Origin of the sequence: Amycolatopsis sp. A133 (genome assembly GCF_031082405.1) — a bacterium.
Classification (GTDB): Bacteria; Actinomycetota; Actinomycetes; order Mycobacteriales; family Pseudonocardiaceae; genus Amycolatopsis.
This window is the reverse complement of the sequence record NZ_JAVHJU010000007.1, coordinates 216,435-235,978: the sequence shown is the minus strand read 5'-3', so window position 1 is coordinate 235,978 and position 19,544 is coordinate 216,435. Positions and strand designations below refer to the sequence as shown.

At 70.6% G+C, this 19,544-nt stretch carries 20 protein-coding genes; 11 read left to right on the top strand and 9 right to left on the bottom strand.

Annotation, left to right across the window (positions count from 1 at the left end; genetic code table 11):
* Positions 1-12: 12 nt before the first annotated feature.
* The gene (locus tag Q5425_RS09295; protein WP_396135138.1) at positions 13-1,344 is read left to right on the top strand and encodes a DUF6880 family protein; all 1,332 of its coding nucleotides are present in this window, start codon (positions 13-15) and stop codon (positions 1,342-1,344) included.
* Positions 1,345-1,508: 164 nt separating this feature from the next.
* Positions 1,509-3,017, top strand: a complete 1,509-nt coding sequence (locus Q5425_RS09290; protein ID WP_308671711.1) for a hypothetical protein — start codon at positions 1,509-1,511, stop codon at positions 3,015-3,017.
* A 3-nt stretch (positions 3,018-3,020) separates the two neighbouring features.
* Here Q5425_RS09290 and Q5425_RS09285 read toward each other — a convergent pair whose 3' ends face one another.
* The 3 genes from Q5425_RS09285 to Q5425_RS09275 form a co-directional block, all read right to left on the bottom strand.
* On the bottom strand, positions 3,021-3,176 hold the full coding sequence (locus Q5425_RS09285) for a hypothetical protein (protein ID WP_308671710.1): 156 nt from the start codon (positions 3,174-3,176) through the stop codon (positions 3,021-3,023).
* A gap of 219 nt (positions 3,177-3,395) precedes the next feature.
* Entirely contained in the window at positions 3,396-4,328 is a 933-nt protein-coding gene (gene coaA / locus Q5425_RS09280; protein ID WP_103341605.1) for a type I pantothenate kinase, read from the bottom strand.
* 177 nt (positions 4,329-4,505) lie between these two features.
* Entirely contained in the window at positions 4,506-5,126 is a 621-nt protein-coding gene (locus Q5425_RS09275; protein WP_308671709.1) for a macro domain-containing protein, read from the bottom strand.
* A gap of 98 nt (positions 5,127-5,224) precedes the next feature.
* Between Q5425_RS09275 and pheA the strand changes: the two genes are divergently transcribed.
* The 3 genes from pheA to Q5425_RS09260 all read left to right on the top strand — a co-directional run bounded on the left by pheA (position 5,225) and on the right by Q5425_RS09260 (position 7,503).
* Positions 5,225-6,133 (top strand): prephenate dehydratase, encoded by a 909-nt coding sequence (gene pheA, locus Q5425_RS09270; protein ID WP_308671708.1) that lies wholly within the window; start codon positions 5,225-5,227, stop codon positions 6,131-6,133.
* On the top strand, positions 6,130-6,747 hold the full coding sequence (locus Q5425_RS09265; protein ID WP_308671707.1) for a histidine phosphatase family protein: 618 nt from the start codon (positions 6,130-6,132) through the stop codon (positions 6,745-6,747). The genes pheA and Q5425_RS09265 overlap by 4 nt, the downstream gene beginning before the upstream one ends.
* Positions 6,748-6,864: 117 nt before the next feature.
* Positions 6,865-7,503: a DUF4232 domain-containing protein gene (locus tag Q5425_RS09260; protein ID WP_308671945.1), complete on the top strand. Its 639-nt coding sequence runs from the start codon at positions 6,865-6,867 to the stop codon at positions 7,501-7,503.
* Here Q5425_RS09260 and Q5425_RS09255 read toward each other — a convergent pair.
* The 4 genes from Q5425_RS09255 to Q5425_RS09240 all read right to left on the bottom strand — a co-directional run bounded on the left by Q5425_RS09255 (position 7,500) and on the right by Q5425_RS09240 (position 10,742).
* The gene (locus Q5425_RS09255; protein WP_308671706.1) at positions 7,500-7,976 is read right to left on the bottom strand and encodes a hypothetical protein; all 477 of its coding nucleotides are present in this window, start codon (positions 7,974-7,976) and stop codon (positions 7,500-7,502) included. The two genes, Q5425_RS09260 and Q5425_RS09255, sit on opposite strands and share 4 nt — an antisense overlap.
* Positions 7,977-8,015: 39 nt before the next feature.
* A complete protein-coding gene (locus tag Q5425_RS09250) occupies positions 8,016-9,263 on the bottom strand; it encodes an MFS transporter (RefSeq protein ID WP_308671705.1) in 1,248 nt (415 codons plus the stop codon).
* Between the two features lie 100 nt (positions 9,264-9,363).
* Positions 9,364-9,714, bottom strand: coding sequence for a metallopeptidase family protein (locus tag Q5425_RS09245; protein ID WP_308671704.1), 351 nt, complete (start codon positions 9,712-9,714; stop codon positions 9,364-9,366).
* Positions 9,714-10,742 carry a septum formation family protein gene (locus Q5425_RS09240; protein WP_308671703.1) on the bottom strand — a complete coding sequence of 343 codons (1,029 nt, stop codon included), beginning with the start codon at positions 10,740-10,742 and terminating at the stop codon, positions 9,714-9,716. The genes Q5425_RS09245 and Q5425_RS09240 overlap by 1 nt, the downstream gene beginning before the upstream one ends.
* Positions 10,743-10,836: 94 nt before the next feature.
* Here Q5425_RS09240 and Q5425_RS09235 point away from each other — a divergent pair, with 94 nt between their 5' ends.
* From Q5425_RS09235 to Q5425_RS09220, 4 genes are read left to right on the top strand one after another with little or no spacing between them, the layout of a single operon-like run.
* The gene (locus Q5425_RS09235; protein ID WP_308671702.1) at positions 10,837-11,436 is read left to right on the top strand and encodes a hypothetical protein; all 600 of its coding nucleotides are present in this window, start codon (positions 10,837-10,839) and stop codon (positions 11,434-11,436) included.
* Entirely contained in the window at positions 11,437-12,603 is a 1,167-nt protein-coding gene (locus tag Q5425_RS09230; RefSeq protein WP_308671701.1) for a glutathionylspermidine synthase family protein, read from the top strand.
* A gap of 44 nt (positions 12,604-12,647) precedes the next feature.
* Positions 12,648-13,100 (top strand): DUF350 domain-containing protein, encoded by a 453-nt coding sequence (locus tag Q5425_RS09225; RefSeq protein ID WP_308671700.1) that lies wholly within the window; start codon positions 12,648-12,650, stop codon positions 13,098-13,100.
* 13 nt (positions 13,101-13,113) lie between these two features.
* Positions 13,114-14,028 (top strand): haloalkane dehalogenase, encoded by a 915-nt coding sequence (locus tag Q5425_RS09220; RefSeq protein ID WP_308671699.1) that lies wholly within the window; start codon positions 13,114-13,116, stop codon positions 14,026-14,028.
* Positions 14,029-14,586: 558 nt separating this feature from the next.
* Here Q5425_RS09220 and Q5425_RS09215 read toward each other — a convergent pair.
* Positions 14,587-15,879, bottom strand: coding sequence for an aspartate aminotransferase family protein (locus Q5425_RS09215; RefSeq protein WP_308671698.1), 1,293 nt, complete (start codon positions 15,877-15,879; stop codon positions 14,587-14,589).
* A gap of 119 nt (positions 15,880-15,998) precedes the next feature.
* Here Q5425_RS09215 and serS point away from each other — a divergent pair, with 119 nt between their 5' ends.
* Positions 15,999-17,261, top strand: coding sequence for a serine--tRNA ligase (gene serS, locus Q5425_RS09210; RefSeq protein WP_308671697.1), 1,263 nt, complete (start codon positions 15,999-16,001; stop codon positions 17,259-17,261).
* A gap of 66 nt (positions 17,262-17,327) precedes the next feature.
* Positions 17,328-18,329: a DUF3558 family protein gene (locus Q5425_RS09205; protein WP_308671696.1), complete on the top strand. Its 1,002-nt coding sequence runs from the start codon at positions 17,328-17,330 to the stop codon at positions 18,327-18,329.
* On the opposite strand, the gene lhgO is transcribed toward Q5425_RS09205, so the two are convergent.
* Positions 18,326-19,516, bottom strand: a complete 1,191-nt coding sequence (gene lhgO, locus Q5425_RS09200; RefSeq protein WP_308671695.1) for an L-2-hydroxyglutarate oxidase — start codon at positions 19,514-19,516, stop codon at positions 18,326-18,328. The genes Q5425_RS09205 and lhgO overlap by 4 nt on opposite strands.
* Between the last annotated feature and the right edge of the window lie 28 nt (positions 19,517-19,544).

Sequence of the window (19,544 nt, the reverse complement as noted above, 5' to 3'; positions counted from 1 at the left end):
TCGGGCAGACTGATGCGCGTGAGTCCCCCCTCGGATCTTCGCCCCTACCTGCGCACTTTGGACGCGGAGACGCTGGCGGACCTGCTGCTCGCCCAGGCTGAGCGCGACCCGGAGCTGCGGCATTCGCTCGAACTGCGCGCCGCCACCCAATCCGGTGACGTCAGCGAGGCGCACCGGCTGCTGGACACGGCGGTGACCGACGGGAACGTCGAGTACACCGCGAAGATCGGCGCCGTCCTCGACACGCTGCAGCGGATGCTCGACGCCGGCAGCCGCGCCGACCTGGCCCCGCTGGCCCGGCGCACGGTCGACGACATCAGCGAGGTCCTGGAGCAGTCCGGCGACCACGCCGGCGACCTGGCCGACCGGCTCGACCGGGCCGTGGAGCTCTACGCCCGCGCGTGCGCCGCCCGGCCGCCGGACCCGGAGAAGCTGGCCGACTGGATCCTCGAAGTCGAGTTCGACGGCCCCGGCCGTCCGGTGATCGACCTCGCCGAGTTCGCGACGGCGCTGGGCGAGCCGGGGCTCAAGCGGATCAAGTCCACTGTGGACGACGTGCTCGCGGCGAACGGCCCCGGCCACCGCCGTGACGTGGCCGAACGGCTCCGGGAGCAGCTGGCCGAGGTGCTCGGCGACGTCGACGAGCTGGTGGCGATCCTGTCGGCCAAGCCGCCGCGCGTGGACGTCAGCCTCAAGATCGTCCGCGTGCTGCGGGCCGCCGGGCGGCACAGCGAGGCCATCGCGCACGCCGCCCGCGCGCTCACCCACGACAAGCACCCGCCGCCACCCGGGCCCGAGGACAAAACCTCCCGGCGTCGCCGGGAGTTCGACGCCAAGCCGGGGCGAGAGACCTACACAGCTCTCCGCGAAGCCGCGCAGGCCGAGGGGAAGTGGACGGTGCAGCGCCGGGACGCGCTGGCGTGCCTGCGCGAACGCGCCGCCGAGGGTGCCGAGCAGGCCGGCGAGCTCGTCCGCGTCCTGCTCGACGACGGCCGCCCGGACGAAGCCTGGCGGGCCTGCGTGCGGTTCGGCGCGTCCGGCGAGCTCAAGCTCGAGCTGGCGGAACAACGGGCGGCCGAGCACCCGGCCGAGACGATCCCCGTCTTCCGCGAGCAGGTCGACGAGCTCATCGAACGCAAGGACCCGCAGGCCTACCGGGAAGCCGCGCGCCGGCTGAAGCTGTTGCGCACCTTGCACAAGCGCGCCGGGACCTCCGACGAATTCACCGCCTACCTGGCCGCGCTGGTGGAAAACCACCGGCGGAAAACCCGGCTGATCACGGAAATCCGGGCCGCCCGGATCGCCCTGCCCAAAGCCGTAACCTCCGCGCGCGCACCTCGTTGACCCGGGAGAACCGGTGTTACACGTGCACCGGGACATCGTGAGCGCGCCAAGTGTCGCGGTGGCCCAGTTCCGTCGTCCGGCTCGGCGCCTCCCCGTCGAGCGAGCGGCGGGACCCGCGCCAGGGCCACCGCGACCGGCTTGCGGTGAGGTGAAAGCATGACGGCATGAGCCCGGTCAGTCGCGCCCGCAAGAAGCCGCCGCAGCCCGTCACGCACAGCGTGACCGGCCTGTTCAAGGACGTTCTGAACGACTTCTCGGCGCTGGGCGCCGACCCCGCGCCCGCCGACGTCGAGCTGCTCGCCTCCGAGGTGCTCGGCCAGTTCCACGACCTGCCCGTCGAGGACGGCGAAGAGCCGCTCGGCCTGGAGCTCATCGCCTTCGCGCAGCGCAAGATCACCCCGGGGGCCGCCGCGCTACTGGCCGCGCTGAAGGTCGTCGCGGAGACCGACGTCGAACGCAAGGCCGCCGACGCGGGGCTGCAGGTCGTCCTCGGCCGCGGCATCCCCCAGCCCGCCTGGGCCGCCGGGCTGGGCCGGATCACCGCCGGCGAGTGCTGGCGGACCGGTGACGTCTACGGCGACGAGTCGTCCCTGCTCTGCGTCTTCTCCCACGGCGACCAGGCGTACGGCCTGCTCGCGCTGCTCGACTTCACCGAGGGCGGCCGGGTCCGGGACCTCGTCGTGATCGACAAGCCCGCCGACGTCCTCGCCGAAATGCGGGAGCAGTCCGACGCCGACCCGGAACTGGTCGTCTTCGAGGCGGTCGACCCCGCCGAGGCCCACCGGCTGATCGCGGACGGCCTCGCCGCCACCGACCACCTCGACGAGGCCGACGTCAGCGAGGACTACGCCCGCTTCCACGCGGTCGCGCTCCTCTGGTGCCGGGCGCTGCCGGAGCCCGCGCTCGTGCCCGAGGTGGCCGAGTGGTCCGAGGCCGAGCGCGCCGCCGTCGTCGAGCAGTTCGTCGCGGCGAGCGGTGAGGACGCCGAAGCCGCCCGCACGCTCGGTGGCCTGCTGCTGGAGCACGGCCTGCGCACCGACCCCGGCAACCCGCTGCGCGTCGGGCCGGAGAAGATCGCCCGGTTCCTCGAGGGTCTGCTGGGCGAGGAGTACGAGCTCGACGCCGACCACGAAGACGCCGTGGAGCGGGTCGTGCTGGCCTGGGTGCAGTGGACGGGCGAGCGGGCCGGGCTGACCGAGACCGCGATCGCCGCCCTCGACGAGGCCGTCGCCGACTACCTGAGTGAATACGGCGACGATGACGACTCACCGCTGGAGCGCTACTTCGCCGACACCGACGACCTGTCGCCGACCGAACTGGCCGACGCGCTCGAGCGCCGGATGTTCGCCGTGCCGACGACGACCACGGAGATCGACGAGGAAGAGGTCGACCTCGACCCGACCGACCCCGACCAGCGCCGGGCGCTCGTCATCGCCGAGGCCGACGAGGACGAGGAAGAGCAGCGGCTGATCCTGCGCGCGACGATCGTCGACCAGCTGTGGGACAACGAGCCCGCCGAGGTCTGGCCGGCCGTCGAGCGCCTCCAGGAGGGCGAGCTCGACCGCGACGAGATCTTCGAGCAGCTGATCGACGCGCTGGAAAACAGCCTGCTGGACGGGGAAAACCTCGAATACGACGCCGACGCCTACCTCGAGGCGCTGGCCGAACTCTGACGCCTAGGGGAGGGGGCCTGCCGGTTCGACCGGCTTCGCTTTGCGGCGGCGTTCCTGCAACTTGTCGTCGAAGTCGACTACGAACGTTCCGGCGGCCATCGCGATCAGCAACGCCAGACCGAGCACCGCACCGACCCACGTGAGGATCATCGAGAACATCGTGGGCCTCCTCCCCAGCTCAGAGCCGTTTTCCTGACTCCTTCAGGGTCGCTTTCGCAGGCGGCCGGGGGTATCGGCCAACCGGTTACGGCTGAACGGCGCACCTCGGCCGATCGGCCGGATTCCGGCGCGGAGAGTCGCCAGGGCGCAACGAATCGTGGCCGGACGCTCGCGCAGCGTGCGAATGTCGAGCATGTGGGTGACGCGGTGCGTGACGGGTCAGAGCTTGCGCAGGCGGACCCGGTTGATGGCGTGGTCGCAGTCCTTGCGCAGCACCAGCGTCGCCCGCGGCCGCGTCGGCTTGATGTTCTCCATCAGGTTCGGCTCGTTGATGGAGTGCCACAGGTGCCGGGCCTCGGCGCGGGCCTCGTCGTCGGGCAGGCCGGCGAAGTGGTGGAAGTGCGACGCCGGGTCCGCGAACGCCGTGTGCCGCAGCTCGAGGAACCGCTCGACGTACCAGCGCTGGATGTCGTCGGTGTGCGCGTCGACGTAGATGGAGAAGTCGAAGAGGTCGGACACCATCAGCCGCGGCCCCGGCTGCAGCACGTTCAGGCCCTCGACGATGAGGATGTCCGGCTGCTGCACCACCTGCTCCTGGCCGGGCAGGATGTCGTAGGCCAGGTGCGAGTACACCGGCGCGGCGACGCGCTCGGCGCCCGACTTGACCTCGGTGACGAACCGCAGCAGGGCCCGGCGGTCGTAGCTCTCCGGGAAGCCCTTGCGGTGCATGATCCCGCGCCGCATCAGCTCGGCGCGCGGGTAGAGGAAGCCGTCGGTGGTGACCAGGTCGACGCGGGGGTGGTCCGGCCAGCGGGCGAGCAGCGTGCGCAGGATGCGGGCGGTGGTCGACTTGCCGACCGCGACGCTGCCGGCGATGCCGATCACGAACGGGACCTTCGTGCCGCGGGAGTCGTCACCGAGGAACGTCGTCGTCGCTTCGTAGAGCCGCTGGCGGGCGGCGACCTGCAGGTTGATCAGGCGGGACAGCGGCAGGTAGACGTCGGCCACCTCGGCCAGGTCGACCTGCTCGCCGAGGCCGCGCAGCCGCAGCAGCTCGGCCGCGGTCAGTGGCAGCGGAGTCGAACTCCGCAGTTCTTTCCATTGTTCCCGGTGCAGCTCGACATACGGGCTGAGTTCGCGGACCCGGGTCATCGCACACTCCTCCGGCCGTCGCCTGCACCGACTGTCCCGCGGGGGCCCGGGTGGCGGCGCCCCCGGCCCGGGGCGGAGCCCCGGATGTCACTGCGGACGTTTAACCTGCGTGCTCAACGGTAGGGCTTGCGGCCGGTTAAAGCGCTGTGACGTAGTCCACCCCCTAACTAGGGGTGATCACCGAGCGTCACGCTTTCCGAAGACTTCGTCCCAGGCCGCGGCGACCTGCCGGGCGCAGGTTTCAGGGGCGACTCCGCCGACGCCGGTGCCGAGCCCGGGCATCGCGATCGTGTCGACGACCTCGCGCACCGGGCCGTGGTCGAGCTGTCCGTCGCGCCACGTCAGGAACACCGCGCGGGCGGCGAGGTACGGGTGGACGGTGTCGGCGGGCAGCAGCTCACCAGGCTCCCGCATCGTCGGCGCGCTGATCAACCACGCCGGCTGGGCTTCGCCGGTCGGCACCACCACGGCGTCGCCGATCGGCAGCTCACCGCCGTGGAAGGCGAGGACAGCGCTGCGGACGCTCTGCTCCACGCCCGGGAACGCCTGCGCGTAGACGGCGTCGATGCCGCCGCGCATCCAGCCGTAGGAGTTGGCCGGGCTGACCACCGCCTGGGCGACGACGTCGAGCACCGACCCGCGGTGCACCCGGACCCGGCCGGCCAGCTTCCGGGCGGCGGCGGTCCAGGCATCGGCGAGTGGTTCATCGACGGCGCACAGCACCAGTTCCGGTGCGCGGGGAGAGGTCGGCGACTGGACGCCCTCACGGCCGGGGTGCGTGCCCGATTCGGCGGTCACGCTCCCAGCATCGCAAAAAATGCCACCCGGCGTAACCGGTTCCCGTACCGGCTGTCCGAGTGAATGTCGCCACGGCCGGGCCCCGTAGCCTGGGTGCTGTGTCACGGATCGCATACTTCGGCCCCCGAGGGACCTTCACCGAACAGGCCGCGCGGGTGCTCGCCGCCGGCGAAGAGCTGATTCCGGTCGAGACCGTCCGGCTGGCGATGACGGCCGTCCGCGAGGGCGAGGCGGACGCGGCGTGCGTCCCCATCGAGAACTCGGTCGAAGGCGTGGTGCCCGCCACGCTTGACGCGCTCAGCGAAGCGACTCCGCTGGTCGCCGTCGCCGAGGCCATCCTGCCGATCCACTTCAGCGTGCTGACCCGGCCCGGTGGCGGGGAGATCCGGACCGTCGCCAGCCACCCGCACGCGCTGGCCCAGGTCCGCGAGTGGCTCGAGGCGAACCTACCGGGCGCGCACCCGGTGGCGTCGTCCTCGACGTCCGCCGCCGCGGTCGGCGTGCTGGAGGGCGACTTCGACGCGGCGGTCTGCGCGCCGGTAGCGGCCGAGCACTACGCCCTGGAGGTGCTGGCCACCGAGGTCGCCGACGTCGGCGACGCGGCGACGCGGTTCCTGCTCGTGCGCCCGCCGGGCGAGCTGCCGGAGCCGACCGGCGCCGACCGGACGTCCGTGGTCGCCGCGGCCGCGAACCGCACCGGCACGCTCGCCGAGCTGCTCACCGAGCTGGCCAGCCGCGGCATCAACCTGACCCGGCTCGACGCCCGGCCGACGCGCAGCAACTTCGGCGAGTACCGCTTCTTCATCGACTTCGAGGGCCACGTGGCCGAGCCGCGGGTCCTGGACGCCCTGACGGCGTTGCGCCGGCACTGCCGCCAGCTGCGGTTCCTCGGCTCGCACCCGCGGGCCGACGGGATCCGCACCACGATCGAGCCCGGCTTCGGCAACGACGACTTCGTCGAAGCGGCCGTGTGGGCCGACGCGGTCCGCAAGGGGGACCTGGCGTGAGGCTGCTGCTCATCCGCCACGGTCAGACCGACGGGAACGTCCGCGGCGCGCTGGACACCGCCCTGCCCGGCCCGCCGCTGACCGATCTCGGCCGTCGGCAGGCGGAGTCCCTCGCCACGCGGCTCGCCGGGGAACCGCTGGTCGCGGTGTACGCGTCGCAGGCGACGCGCGCCCAGCAGACGGCGGCCCCGCTGGCCGCGCGGTTCTCCCTGGACGTGCAGGTCGTCGACGGGGTGCACGAGGTCGTCGCGGGTGACCTGGAGGGGGCGACCGACCACGCGTCGATCCGGACCTACATGGACACGGTCCGGCGCTGGACGCTCGGCGAGCTGGCCCCGGCGCTGCCCGGCGGCGAGAGCGGCACGAGCGTGCGCACGCGGATGCTGGACGCGGTCGGCCGGCTGCGCGCCAAGCACGAGCAGGCCGACCCCGACGGCGTGATCGCCCTGGTCAGCCACGGTGGCGCGATCCGGCTGTCGGCGGAGTGGCTGGCCCCGAACGTCCACGCGGACGTCGCCAACGCGGCGCTGATCCCGAACACGGGGCTCGTGGAGCTGGTGGCCGAGCCGGAGGGGCAGTGGCGCTGCCTGACCTGGGTCGACACGCCGCTCTGAAGGTCACGAACGTGTGATCTCGTCACGTTTAGAACACGCTTGGTGGGGAATTTACGAAACCAGCCAACCCGTCCGCGACCCGGTACGTCTACCCAGTAGCACCACACCAGGGAGGCGATTGACATGAAGCTTTCACGGTTGTTCCCGGTCGTCGCGGCTTCGGCGGGCGTTCTCGCGCTCTCCGCCTGCGGCAGCGGCGGCACCACGCCCGCGGCGAGCAGCTCGACGCCGTCGGTCTCGACGTCGCCGACGGCCACCACCACGGTCACCACCGCCACGTCGAGCCCGGCTTCGACGCCGGCCGCACCGCCGGTCGCCCAGCCCGCGGACAACGGGCTCTGCAAGTCCGGCGACGTCAAGCTGTCGCTCGGCCGGGGCGACGCGGGCGCCGGCTCGGTGTTCAAGCCGCTGCTCATCACCAATTCCAGCGCGAAGCCCTGCACCATCCAGGGGTTCCCCGGCGTGTCCTACGTGGCCGGCTCGGACGGGCACCAGGTCGGCAAGGACGCCTTCCGCGAAGGCACCAAGGGCAACGCCGTCAAGCTGAACCCCGGTCAGACCGCCGCCGCCGACATCCAGTTCGTCAACGTGCAGAACTTCGACCCGGGCACCTGCCAGCCGACGGCGGTGAAGGGCCTGCGGATCTACCTGCCGCAGGAGACGGCGTCGAACTTCGTGCCCAGCGACGGCACCGGCTGCGCCAGCACGAAGATCCCCGGCAACCAGCTCGCGGTCAAGACGGTCCACCCGGCCTAAATGCGGCCACAGATTTCCTTGGCTTCGGTCAAGTGCCGCTGGCCGGAGATGTCGTTGAAGTGCAGGCTGAGCACCATCCGGCTGACACCGTCGATGTGGTCGGCCAGCGGCTGGTAGTTCGCGTTCACCTGGGCGGCGGCCGCGGACAGCTCGCGCGCCGCCACCATCCGGTGCAGCCGCTCCGAGCTGAGGCCGGGCGTCAGCGACGGCTGCGCGTCCCGGCTCGTGTCGGGCAGCTCGCCCACGCGGTCGAGCGCCTGGCACGCCGCGACGGCGTCTTCGAGCGCGCCGGCGTGCACCCCGGACAAGCCCCACAGCAGCCCGAGCACGCTGCCGCCCAGCACGAACCCGGCCACCGCGCACAGCACCGCCAGCCGGCGCGACGGCGAGGGCGGCGTGGACTCGGCCGAAGGCTCGTCGAAGTCGGGATCGGGATCGGCGTCGGTGCCGGTCCCCGGGTCCACGGTGCGCATGACTGCCTCCTCACCACCTGGGTGAGGAGCTATTTCAGCTCACAATCCCGGATCGTGGTGCGTCAGCGCCGCGGCTGAGTCCGATTTGTCACCGAGCCGGCTGCGCCGCAGCGCGCCGAACGCGAACCCGGCGATCACCAGCATGGCCGGCCCGGACACCGCGAACGTCCGTGCGGCCGTGCCGAGCCGCTCGGTCAGCACGCCACCGAGCAGCGCGCCCACCGGGATCGCGCCCCAGACGACCGTGCGCCACACCCCGAGCACCCGGCCGAGCAGCTCGCCGGGCACCAGCGTGTGCCGGGCCGTCGCGAGCACGACGTTCACCGCCACCACCGCGGCCGCGAACAGGCCGAACAGCGCCGCGCCCGCGACCGGCGAGCGCACCAGGCCCATCCCGCCGAACCCGAGGCCGCAGCAGGCGATCCCGCCGACGACGACCGTGAGCCGGCCGGTGGCCCGCACCAGCCGCGGCGCGAGGCCCGCGCCGAGCAGGCCGCCGATCCCGCCGACGAACGCGAAGAACCCGAAGGTGGCGTCGGACAGGTGGAGGTCCTCGAGCGCGTACAGCACCAGCTGGGCCTGCGCGAGCTCGCTCACCAGGCTGAGCAGCCCGGCCACGACGACCAGCCGCAGCAGCAGCGGGTGCCCGCGCAGCCAGCGCAGGCCGTCGGCGAGCTCGGTGCGCAGCTTCGCCGGCCGGACCGGCGTTTCCGCCTTCCCGCGGTAGGTGCCCGCCAGCCCGAGCAGCACCGCGGCCGCGATCGCGAAGCCCGCGGAGTTGAGGATGAATGGGAAGGCGGCGAAGAGCGCGAACGTCAAACTGCCGACCGGGCCGCCGAGGAACGTCTGGCCGACGATCTCGCAGGCCTGCAGCTTGCTGTTGGCGGCGTCGAGCGAACCGTCGCCGACGACCGCCGGGATCAGGGCGTTCGCCGCGCTGTCCGCGATCGTCTCCGCCGTTCCGATGACCAGCGCCGTCAGGTAGACCAGCCAGATCGTCATGCCGCCGGCGGCGACGAGCACGGCCAGCGCGGCGACCGCGGCGGCGCGGGCGGTGTTCGCGACGATCATCGCGCGCCGCCGGTCGATCCGGTCGACCAGCGCACCGGCGACCGCGGCGAACAGCAGCCACGGCAGGAACTGGGTGGCCGACAGCCCGGCGATGAGCACGGGGTCGCGGGTCAGCGTCGTGGCCAGCAGGGGCAGGGCCACCTTGCCGATGCCGTCCCCCAGGTGGGACGCCGCGCTCGACGTCAGCAGCCACGTGAGTCTTCGGGATTGGTCCATCGGGGCCCCCGGCACGCGTCGCAGTCACCCAATGACTTCGGGCAACAGGATAAGCGAGCTGTCACCCGATTGTGGTCACGGTGTCACTACTGGTGCGCGGTCAGCCCCAGCCGAGCTCGTGGAGCCGGGCGTCGTCGATGCCGAAGTGGTGGCCCAGCTCGTGCACGACGGTGATCAGGACCTCCTCGACGACCTCGTCCTCGTCCTCGCACATGGCCAGGATCGGCTCCCGGTAGATCGAGATCCGGTCGGGCAGCACCCCGCCGTACGACGACGTCCGCTCGGTCAGCGCGATCCCGTGGTAGAGCCCGAGGATGTCCGGTGCCTCGTCGTTGAACTCCTCGACGAGCACAACGACGTTGTCCATCGCGCGCGCGAACTCGGGCGGTACCTCGTCCAGGGCTTCCGCGACCAGTTCTTCGAACCGCTCCCGGCTCATCTCGACGGGCATCAGCCGTTCTGCTTCGTCGACGAAGGGGTGGAACCCGGCGTGGCGGGGCCACCGCCGCCGTCCGACGGCGGGCCGCCGTCCTGGGGCTGGCCGCCGTCGGCGCCCGCCGGGGCGGCTTTGAGGCTGCCGGTCACCGCCTGCAGGCCGCTCTTGTCGGGCAGCGCCGCCGCGACCTTGCAGTTGACCTTGGTCGAGCCGGCGTCCCAGCTCTCCTGCTCCCGCAGGTCCCAGGTCAGGATCAGCTTCTTCGCGTCGAGGTCGGCGCCGCCGGTGTAGTCGGAGACCGCCTTGTTGCACTCGGTGTCGAGCCAGGCCTTCTGGTCGTCCTGGGAGGGGTAGCCCTCCTTGAACTTCGACTTGAGGTCGAGGGTTGCGACGATCTCGTACGAATGCGGCTTCGTGCATTCGATCGGATCGCCGACGCCCTTGCCGAGCAGCGCCAGGCAGGTGCCCGGCTCGAAGACCAGCGACTGGTCCTGGTCCTTCGCCGGCCCGGTCGTCGGCAGCAGCTTGCCGCCGGGGCCCGCCCACTGCAGGCCGCACCGCAGCTGGCGGTCGCCGTCCTCCCACTGCGACGGCGTCGGGCGGAGCAGGTTCGTCGTGAGCTTGCCGTACGGGTCGAGCTTGTGCCCGAGGTAGGGCTTCACGTCGGAGGTGCACTTCTGCTGCGCGATCTGCTGCCACTGGTCCAGCGTCGGGACCGGCGCGCCCTCCGGGTACTGGGCGCCGATGTCCACCAGCGCGGTCACCTCGAACAGGTGCGACTGGGTGCAGGCCACCTTGCGCGCGTCGCTCGCGTCGGGGTTGTCCCAGGTCAGGCAGCTGCCGGGCGGCGAGTGGAACGCCTCCTGCGCGGCAGCGGACAGCTTGCCGGCACCGCCGCCGGACCCGCCGGTGATGCCGTCGCTCCAGGAGAACACGACGCTGAGCGCGAGCGCGATGAGCGCGCCCGCGAAGATCCCGCCCATCACGACGCGGGTGCGTAACGTCTGAATGGCAGTGGGGAACCGATCGGCACTGGGAGACATCGCAGTCCATGATGCCCGCGCCGCGCGCGACGTGCGCGATCCGGGTGGTTAGGGTGGGTCACGGTTTCGTGGTGGCCGGGATTACGGAGCGCACATGACGCAGGACAACAACACCGGGGACCAGCCGGCCCCCGAGCCGCCGAAGCGCGGCTCGATGAGATTCCAGGACGCGAACACCCAGCCTCGTGAGCCCTCGCTGGCCGAGCAGCGGGCCCGTCGGCAGGCGCTCGTCCAGGAGGAGCGCGACGAGGAACTGGCCCGCCAGGCCGACGCCAAGGCGGCCACGCGGCGCAAGATCCTGATCGGCAGCGGCGTCACGGTCGGGCTCGTCGGCCTGGTCGCGACGTTCTACACGGTCGCGAAGACGGACAGCGTCACGGCCGTCTGCACCGACAAGGATGGCGTCGTCGTCCAGAACGACGACTACTGCGACGACAACTACGTCTCCAGCCACGGCGGCTACCACAGCGGCGGCTTCCTGTTCCTGCCGATCGGGGGCGGCGGCTACAACAGCTACCGCTACAACTACGGCGGCAGCGGCGTGGTCGGCCAGCGGGTGACGGGTGGTTCGTACGACCCGCCGTCGGCACGCACGAACGTCACGACGAAATCCGGCAAGTCCGTCCAGCGCGGCGGGTTCGGCATCAGCGGCAAGAGCGGCAGCGGCGGCAGCGGCAAGAGCGGGGGGTCGTAGGTGTACCGGGACCGGCGTGAGCCGCGGCGAGATTGGCAGCGGATCGTCGAAGAGCAGGGACTCGTCTACGGCACGCCGGCCCGCGACAGCAGCGGCCGCGTGCGGCCGTACTGGGACGAGTCGGTGCACTACGTCTTCGACATGGACGAGGTCCTCTCGCTCGAAGCCGACGTCGAACTGCTGCACTCGATGTGCCTGGAAGCCGTCGACAACGTCGTGACCACCGAGGGCTACCAGCGGTTCGGCATCCCCGAGTGGGTGTGGCCGCACATCGCCGAGTCGTGGAAGCGGCAGGACCCGCACGTCTACGGCCGGTTCGACCTGCGCTACGACGGCAAGTCGCCGGCGAAGCTGCTGGAGTACAACGCGGACACGCCGACCACGCTGCTCGAGGCGTCGCTGCTGCAGTGGCACTGGAAGACCGACGTCTTCCCGGACGACGACCAGTGGAACTCGATCCACGAGAAGCTCGTCGAGCGGTGGGCGTTCCTGAAAGACAAGCTGCCGTCGAACGAGCTGCACTTCACCTGGTCGGCGGCCGACCCCTCCGGCGAGGACAACGTCACCACGGCGTACCTGCAGGAGACCGCGGCCGAGGCCGGGCTCGACACGGTGGGCCTGGCGATCGAGGAGATCGGCTGGGACCCGGTGCTCAAGCGGTTCGTCGACCTCGAAGAGCAGCAGATGGCGACCGTGCTGAAGCTGTACCCGTGGGAGTGGGTGGTCGACGAGGAGTTCGGCCGCAACGCCGTCGAGTCGCTGCCGCGGACGCTGTGGATCGAGCCGCTGTGGAAGATGATCCTCTCCAACAAGACGCTGCTGGCGATCCTGTGGGAGAACTACCCGGGTCACCCGAACCTGCTGCCCGCGTTCGCCGACGACCCCGGCATCCTCACCGAGTACGTCCGCAAGCCGAAACTGGGCCGCGAGGGCGCGAACGTCCAGATCGTCGCGACCGGCTACGAGACCCAGACCGACGGCGTCTACGGCGCCGAAGGCTTCGTCTACCAGGCGTTCGACCCGCTGCCGGAGTTCGACGGCTACCGGCCGGCACTGGGTGCCTGGATCGTCGGCGACAGCTCGGCCGGGCTGGGCATCCGGGAGACCGGGGGCCTGGTCACCGACGACGGTGCGGCATTTGTCCCACATCGCATCCCCGAGTCGTGATACAACACCGCTGCTGATCAGCTCTTTCTCCTGGGAGACAATTCGTGAACACGACCCTTGCGCTGTCCGACACGTTCGGCTCCGACCTCGTGCGGGGGATCGGCGCGATCCTGCTCTACGGCGTCATCGGCCTGCTGCTGATGTTCGCCGGCTTCTACGCGATCGACTGGACCACGCCGGGCAAGCTGTCGAAGCTGGTCTCGCAGGGCCTGCCGAACGCGGTGATCGTGACCGCGTCCGGGTTGCTTTCGATGGCGTTCATCGTCGTCGTGGCGATCTTCAACTCGGCGAGCGACCTCACCGAGGGCCTGATCACGTCGCTGGTCTACGGCCTGCTCGGGATCATCGTCCAGGTGGTCGCGGTCCGGCTCCTGGAGTGGGCGACCCGCATCGACGTCGCGTCGACGATCCAGAGCGAGAAGTTCGCCCCGGTGAGCATCGTCGTCGCGGCGGCGCACCTCGGCCTGGGCCTCGTGGTGGCGGTCGGCATCTCCTGAGGTTCGCACTAACGTGGGGTCCGTGCGCCTGCTGAGGACACCGGACGACCGGTTCACGGACCTGCCCGACTTCCCCTTCGAGCCCCGCTACGCGGAACTCGACGACCCGCACGGCGGCCGCATCAGAGTCGGGTACGTGGAGGCGGGCCCGGCCGACGGCCCGGTTGTGCTGCTGCTGCACGGCGAACCGAGCTGGTCGTTCCTGTACCGCAAGATGCTCCCGGTGCTGGCGGCCGCCGGGCTGCGCGCGATCGCACCGGACCTGGTCGGCTTCGGCCGGTCCGACAAGCCGGGCGCGGTGGCCGACCACTCGTACGCCCGGCACGTCGAGTGGATGCGCGGCTTCGCGTTCGACGCGCTGGACCTGCGTGACGTGACGCTGGTCGGCCAGGACTGGGGCGGCCTGATCGGCCTGCGGCTGGTGGCGGCGGAGCCGTCCCGGTTCGCACGGGTGGTGGCAGCGAACACGGGCCTGCCCACCGGCGACGTCGACATGCCGGCTGCTTGGCACGCGTTCCGCTCGGCCGTCGAGAAGGCGCCGGTGCTGGATGTCGGGCGGTTCGTGCAGTCGGGGTGCGCTTCGGTTCTTTCGGCCGCCGAGCGGGCGGCTTACGACGCGCCCTTCCCGAACGAGACGTACAAGGCCGGCCCGCGGGCGATGCCGGGCCTGGTACCCCACCGCCCGGACGACCCGGCGTCGGAGGCCAACCGGGACGCGTGGAAGACGTTGACGCAGCTGCAGACCCCATTCCTGGTGGCCTTTTCCGACGGCGACCCGATCACGGGCGGCATGGGCCCGATCTTGAAGCGTTCGATGAGGGGCGCACAGGGTCTGGAGCACCCGGTGATCGCCGGGGCAGGGCACTTCCTGCAGGAGGACGCGGGCGAGGAGCTGGCCGACCACGTGGCACGGTTCGTCCGCGGCTGAGCTGAGCAGCCCCCGTTTTCCACGCTACCGGAGGGCACCGACGAAATCGGCGCCCGCCACCGAGGTTGTCCACAGGGAACGCCACGAACCGGCGGCCGGCAGCGCAGGACGACCACGACGTCACCAGACCTCCCCCGCCCCTCATCCCAGCCGCTCTTCAGTCGGCGATCGGGTTTGTCAAGGCACGCTTTCCCGCCTTGACAAACCCGAGCGGCGGCTGAAACTCCCACCGGAGGGGCGGGGGAGGTCGGACCCGCCTCTTTGCCACGGCAGAACCCGTCCCCCTACCGCGGCAGAACGTGTTGCTTCCGCGGCAAAAACAAAGCCTGTCCTCGCCGGACGGGCAGGCTCTGGGATGACCACCAGAACCGCGTCCCCCTCACCTTCTCGTCTGGGGCCGCTGGGTGGTCATCCCGTCGCCTGATTGAGGCCTATCACTTTGAGCCAGGCCCGCAAGCTTGCGTCCTCGTCTCGCCTTGGTCTCCAGGTTGCGGGCCTGGCTCAAAGTGATTTCACGGCCTCAGGCGACGGGATGACCACCCCGCTCCTTGATCTGGGTCAGGCCAGTGCCGCGTGTGTGGCTGCCAGCGAGTCGATCAAGATGTTCAACCCTTCCTGGGCTTCGTCGGCTGTGAGGGTCATTGGCGGCCCCAACCTCAGCACGTTGCCGTGCAGGCCGCCCTTGCCGATCAGCAATCCTCGCTTCTTCGTCTCCTCCAGCATTCGGGCGGCGGCTGGGACGTTTGGTGCGGTTGTTCCCGGCTTGATCAGCTCTACCCCGATCATCAGGCCCTTGCCGCGTACCTCGGCCACCAGCGGCGACGACGCGGCACGCAAGCCCGCGAGCAACTGCTCTCCCCGGGCCGCGCAGTTCGCCTGGAGGTCGTGGTCCTTGATGTAGTCCAGCACCGCCGTTGCGCCGGCCATCGAGACCGGGTTGCCGCCGAACGTCGAGAACGACTGGGCCTGGAAACAATCGAGCACGTCTCCGCGCGCCACCACGCCGCCGACCGCGAGACCGTTTCCCAGGCCCTTGGCGAACGTCATCATGTCCGGCGTCACGCCGTGCGCCTCGATGCCCCAGAAGTGCTCGCCCGTGCGGCCCCAGCCCGTCTGGACCTCGTCCGAGATGAAGAGCACTCCATAGGAATCGAGCACCTCCTTCATCGCCCGGAACAGGCCGTCCGGCGGGAGGCTGAACCCGCCGACGCCCTGGATCGGCTCGGCGATCAGGCACGCCACGTCGCCCGCGGTGGCCGTCTCCAGCACGTCCACCAGGTCCGCGACGCACGCTTCGATGTAATCCGGGTCCGACATGTCCCGGAACGGGCTGCGGTAGCGGTAGCCGCCGTGGACGTAGCTGACCTTCACCGGGCTCAGCGCCGACGCCGACCAGCCGCGGTTGCCGGTGATCGCGACCGTTCCGAACGAGCGCCCGTGGTAGGAGTTCCGCATCGCCAGCACCTGGTTGCTGCGCCGGTACTGCGTCGCCAGCATCAGCGCTGTGTCGTTGGCCTCGCTGCCGGAGTTCGTGAAGAACACCTTCGCGTCCGGGATGCCGGACAGCTTCGCGATCCGCTCGGCCAGCTCGATCTGGGAGCGGATCAAGTACAACGTCGAGGTGTGGAGGATGCCCGTGTCGAGCTGCTTGCGGACCGCGTCGCCGATCTCGGCGACGTCGTAGCCCATCGAGTTGGTCAGCACCCCAGCGAAGAAGTCGAGGTAGGTGCGCCCCTGGGAATCCGTCATCCGCCGGTCGTGGGCGTGCACGATCTCGATCGGCTCTTCGTAGAGCAGCGACATCCAGGACGGCATGACAGCGCGGTGCCGGGCGAGCAGCTCGTCGGTCATCGGGGCGCCTCCTCAAGGTTTCCCTGGAGTATGGGGACGCCGTGAACAGCGCTTCAACGATCAGACTGTCGGGATAACCCAGTAGGGCCGCACAGTCTGTACGGACTACCCTCTGACCCGTGATTGACCCCAGGACTCTGCGCGATGACCCGGAAGCCGTGCGCGCGTCGCAGCGCGCTCGTGGTGAAGACGAAGGAGTGGTCGACAAGCTGCTCTCCCTCGACACCCGGCGCCGGTCTTCGATCGCGGCCGCCGACAAGCTGCGCAACGAGCAGAAGCTCCTGGGCAAGCAGATCCCGAAGGCGCCGCCGGAGGAGAAGCAGCGGCTGCTGGCCACGGCCAAGGAGCTCGCCGCGCAGGTCAAGGCAGCCGAGGCGGAGCAGAACACCGCGTCGGAGGAGTTCGACCAGCTCTTCCGGACCGTGCCGAACCTGGTCCACCCGAGCGCGCCGATCGGCGGCGAGGACGACTTCACCGTCGTCAAGCACGTCGGCGAGCCGACGAAGCTCGGCTTCACCCCGAAGGACCACCTCGAGCTGCTCGAAGGTCTCGGCGGCGTCGACATGGAACGCGGCGCGAAGGTGTCGGGCTCGCGGTTCTACTTCCTCACCGGCGTCGGTGCGCAGCTGCAGCTCGGCCTGCTCAACATGGCCATCGCGCAGGCCCTCGAAAACGGCTTCACGCCGATGATCACGCCGTCGCTGGTCCGCCCGGAGATCATGGCCGGCACCGGCTTCCTCGGGCAGCACTCGAGCGAGATCTACCACCTCGAGGACGACGACCTCTACCTCGTCGGCACGTCGGAGGTGCCGCTGGCCGGCTTTCACGCCGACGAGATCCTCGACCTGAACGACGGCCCGAACCGCTACGCGGGCTGGTCGTCCTGCTACCGGCGCGAGGCCGGCTCGTACGGCAAGGACACCCGCGGCATCATCCGCGTCCACCAGTTCGACAAGGTCGAGATGTTCGTCTACGCCAAGCCGGCGGACGCCGAGGCGGAGCACGAGCGGCTGCTCGGCTGGGAAGAGGAGATGCTCGCGAAGATCGAGGTGCCCTACCGGGTGATCGACACCGCGACCGGCGACCTCGGCACGTCCGCGCACCGCAAGTTCGACTGCGAGGCGTGGATCCCGACGCAGGAGACCTACCGCGAGCTGACCTCGACGTCCAACTGCACGACGTTCCAGGCCCGCCGCCTGGCGGTCCGCTACCGCGACGAGAACGGCAAACCGCAGATCGCCGCGACGCTCAACGGCACCCTGGCCACCACCCGCTGGATCGTCGCGATCGTCGAGAACCACCAGCAGGAGGACGGCTCGGTCCGCGTGCCGGAGGCGCTGCGCCCGTTCGTCGGCGGCAAGGAAGTCCTCACGCCCCGCTGAATCGGGTGGATCCGCGGTGCTGCTCCGTTCGTCCCAGTAGTGTCCGGGCCGAACGGGAGGACTCGCATGCGTAAGAGGTGGCAGGTCGCGGCGGCGCTGGCGGTCGTGACCGTGGTGACCGGGTGCACGGTGACGGTCGGCGGGTCGGCGTCGCCGGTGCCCGGCCAGAGCCCGATCGCCAAAGCGTTCGACGCTTGCACGCTGCTCGACGAGGCTCAGGTCGACGCCCTCGGCTACGAGACGCCGGGCCGCTCGGTGAAGGAGAACAAGGAGCGGCTCCAGCCGCCGATGTGCCTGTGGAACTCGAAGGACGACATCGAGCCGTCGGCCATCCTCAACGTCGGCCGGGCCACGGACATGGACTTCAACGAGTACATCTCCGGTGCGGTCAAGAAGTCGGAGCCGCAGCCGATCGGCGGGCTGAACTGGACGCAGTACGCGTCGATCCTGCCCGACGACTGCGTGTTCTACGCCCTGCTGGACGCCGGGTCCTTCGCCTATGTCAGCGTCTCGGCCGGCAAGCTCGACAAGTCGTGCGAGCTGGCGAAGGTCGCGATCCCGCAGGTCGCCGCGCACCTGCCGGGCGGGCAGGAGGCGCCGCCGATCACGCCGTCGGGCCCGGCGAAGCCGGAGCCGGGCGGCCCGCTGCTGTCGGTGGACCCGTGCACGATGCTGAAGCCGGACCAGGCGTCCCAGCTGAAGGACATCTCGCCCACCGGCGAGAAGGACAACTCGTCGGCGGTGCCGAACGCGACCTTCTGCCTCTGGGACGACACCGACGGCGACGGCGGCCAGAAGGCGTTCGAGGTCTGGTTCGGCCCCAGCACACCCGTCGGCGAATGGCCGGGGGCGAAGGGGGTCAGCCCGACCGAGACCGTCGACGTCGGCGGCCGGAAGTGGGGCCTGTTCCCGAACATGGGGGGCCTGCGGGTGACCTGCGGCGCGACCCTGGCGATCACCGACACCTCGTCGGTGCAGGTGGTCAGCGGGTTCATCGGCGACGACGCGAAGACCTGCGACCTCGTGAAGCAGGGCCTGCCGCTGGTGACCGCGAACCTGCCGGGTTAGTTCTCCGACGACACCTGGTCAGCGATGTGGCGCGCGATCTCCAGCGCGCTCGTCGCGGCCGGCGACGGCGCGTTCAGGACGTGCACCTGGTCGCGCGCGGTCTCGATGAGGAAGTCGTCGACGAGCGAGCCGTCGCGGCGCATCGCCTGGGCGCGCACGCCGGAGCCGTGGCGGACGATGTCGTCCTCGGTGACGGCCGGGACGAGCCGCGCGAGGCTCGCGGCGAACCGCTTCTTCGAGAACGAGCGGCGGACCTCGTCGAGCCCGGTCGGGAACGCGTACTTGCGCGCGAGCCGCCAGACGCCGGGGAAGGTCGCGACCTCGGCGACGTCCTTCGCGGAGAAGTCGCCCCAGCGGTAGCCCTCGCGGCGCAGCGCGAGCACGGCGTTCGGGCCGGCGTGGACGCTGCCGTCGAGCATGCGCGTGAGGTGCACACCGAGGAACGGCAGCGTCGGGTCCGGCACCGGGTAGATCAGGCCCTTGACCAGGTGCCGCCGGTCCGGCTTGAGCTCGTAGTACTCGCCGCGGAACGGCACGATCTTCGCCGACGGCGTCAGCCCGGCCAGCCGCGCGACGCGGTCTGAGTGCAGGCCGGCGCAGTTGACGAGCGCGTCGGCCTGGACGACGTCGTCGCCGGTTGCCACCTCCACGCCACCGTTGCTCCCGGCCCGGATGCCGACGGCGGGACTGTTCAGCCGCAGGTCGACGCCGGCTTCGTCGAGCAGCCGCACGAGCGCGTGGCAGACGGCCGGGAAGTCGATGATCCCGGTGGATTCGACCCGCAAGGCGGCGACGCAGGCGACTTCGGGCTCGTACTCGCGGGCTTCGGCGGGCGAGATCTGCTTGGCCGGGACGCCGTTGGCCTCGGCGCGCTCGGCGAGGGTGTTCAGCGCGGGAATTTCACTCTCACGGGTAGCGACAACGAGCTTCCCGCACACCTCGACGGGCACACCGTACTGGCGCGCGAAGTCCACGATGGACCGATTCCCGGCAACGGACATCCGCGCCTTGAAGGAGCCGGGTTTGTAGTAGAGGCCGGCGTGCACGACGTTCGAGTTGTGCCCGGTCTGGTGGGCCGCCCACCGGGACTCTTTTTCCAGGACGGTGACGTCCAGCCCGCGCCTGGTCAGCTCCCAGGCCACAGCCAGACCGACGATCCCGCCCCCGACGACTACCACGTTACGCACGATCGATCAGGCTACGCGAGTCTCACCA

Coding starts and splice junctions, on each gene's coding strand:
- Q5425_RS09215 (WP_308671698.1), bottom strand. CDS start 15,879: ATGACCGACGAGCTGCTCGCCCGGCACCGCGCTGTCATGCCGTCCTGG.
- Q5425_RS09240 (WP_308671703.1), bottom strand. CDS start 10,742: ATGTCTCCCAGTGCCGATCGGTTCCCCACTGCCATTCAGACGTTACGC.
- Q5425_RS09290 (WP_308671711.1), top strand. CDS start 1,509: ATGAGCCCGGTCAGTCGCGCCCGCAAGAAGCCGCCGCAGCCCGTCACG.
- Q5425_RS09285 (WP_308671710.1), bottom strand. CDS start 3,176: ATGTTCTCGATGATCCTCACGTGGGTCGGTGCGGTGCTCGGTCTGGCG.
- Q5425_RS09205 (WP_308671696.1), top strand. CDS start 17,328: ATGCGTAAGAGGTGGCAGGTCGCGGCGGCGCTGGCGGTCGTGACCGTG.
- coaA (WP_103341605.1), bottom strand. CDS start 4,328: ATGACCCGGGTCCGCGAACTCAGCCCGTATGTCGAGCTGCACCGGGAA.
- Q5425_RS09255 (WP_308671706.1), bottom strand. CDS start 7,976: ATGCGCACCGTGGACCCGGGGACCGGCACCGACGCCGATCCCGATCCC.
- Q5425_RS09295 (WP_396135138.1), top strand. CDS start 13: ATGCGCGTGAGTCCCCCCTCGGATCTTCGCCCCTACCTGCGCACTTTG.
- Q5425_RS09235 (WP_308671702.1), top strand. CDS start 10,837: ATGACGCAGGACAACAACACCGGGGACCAGCCGGCCCCCGAGCCGCCG.
- Q5425_RS09250 (WP_308671705.1), bottom strand. CDS start 9,263: ATGGACCAATCCCGAAGACTCACGTGGCTGCTGACGTCGAGCGCGGCG.
- Q5425_RS09245 (WP_308671704.1), bottom strand. CDS start 9,714: ATGCCCGTCGAGATGAGCCGGGAGCGGTTCGAAGAACTGGTCGCGGAA.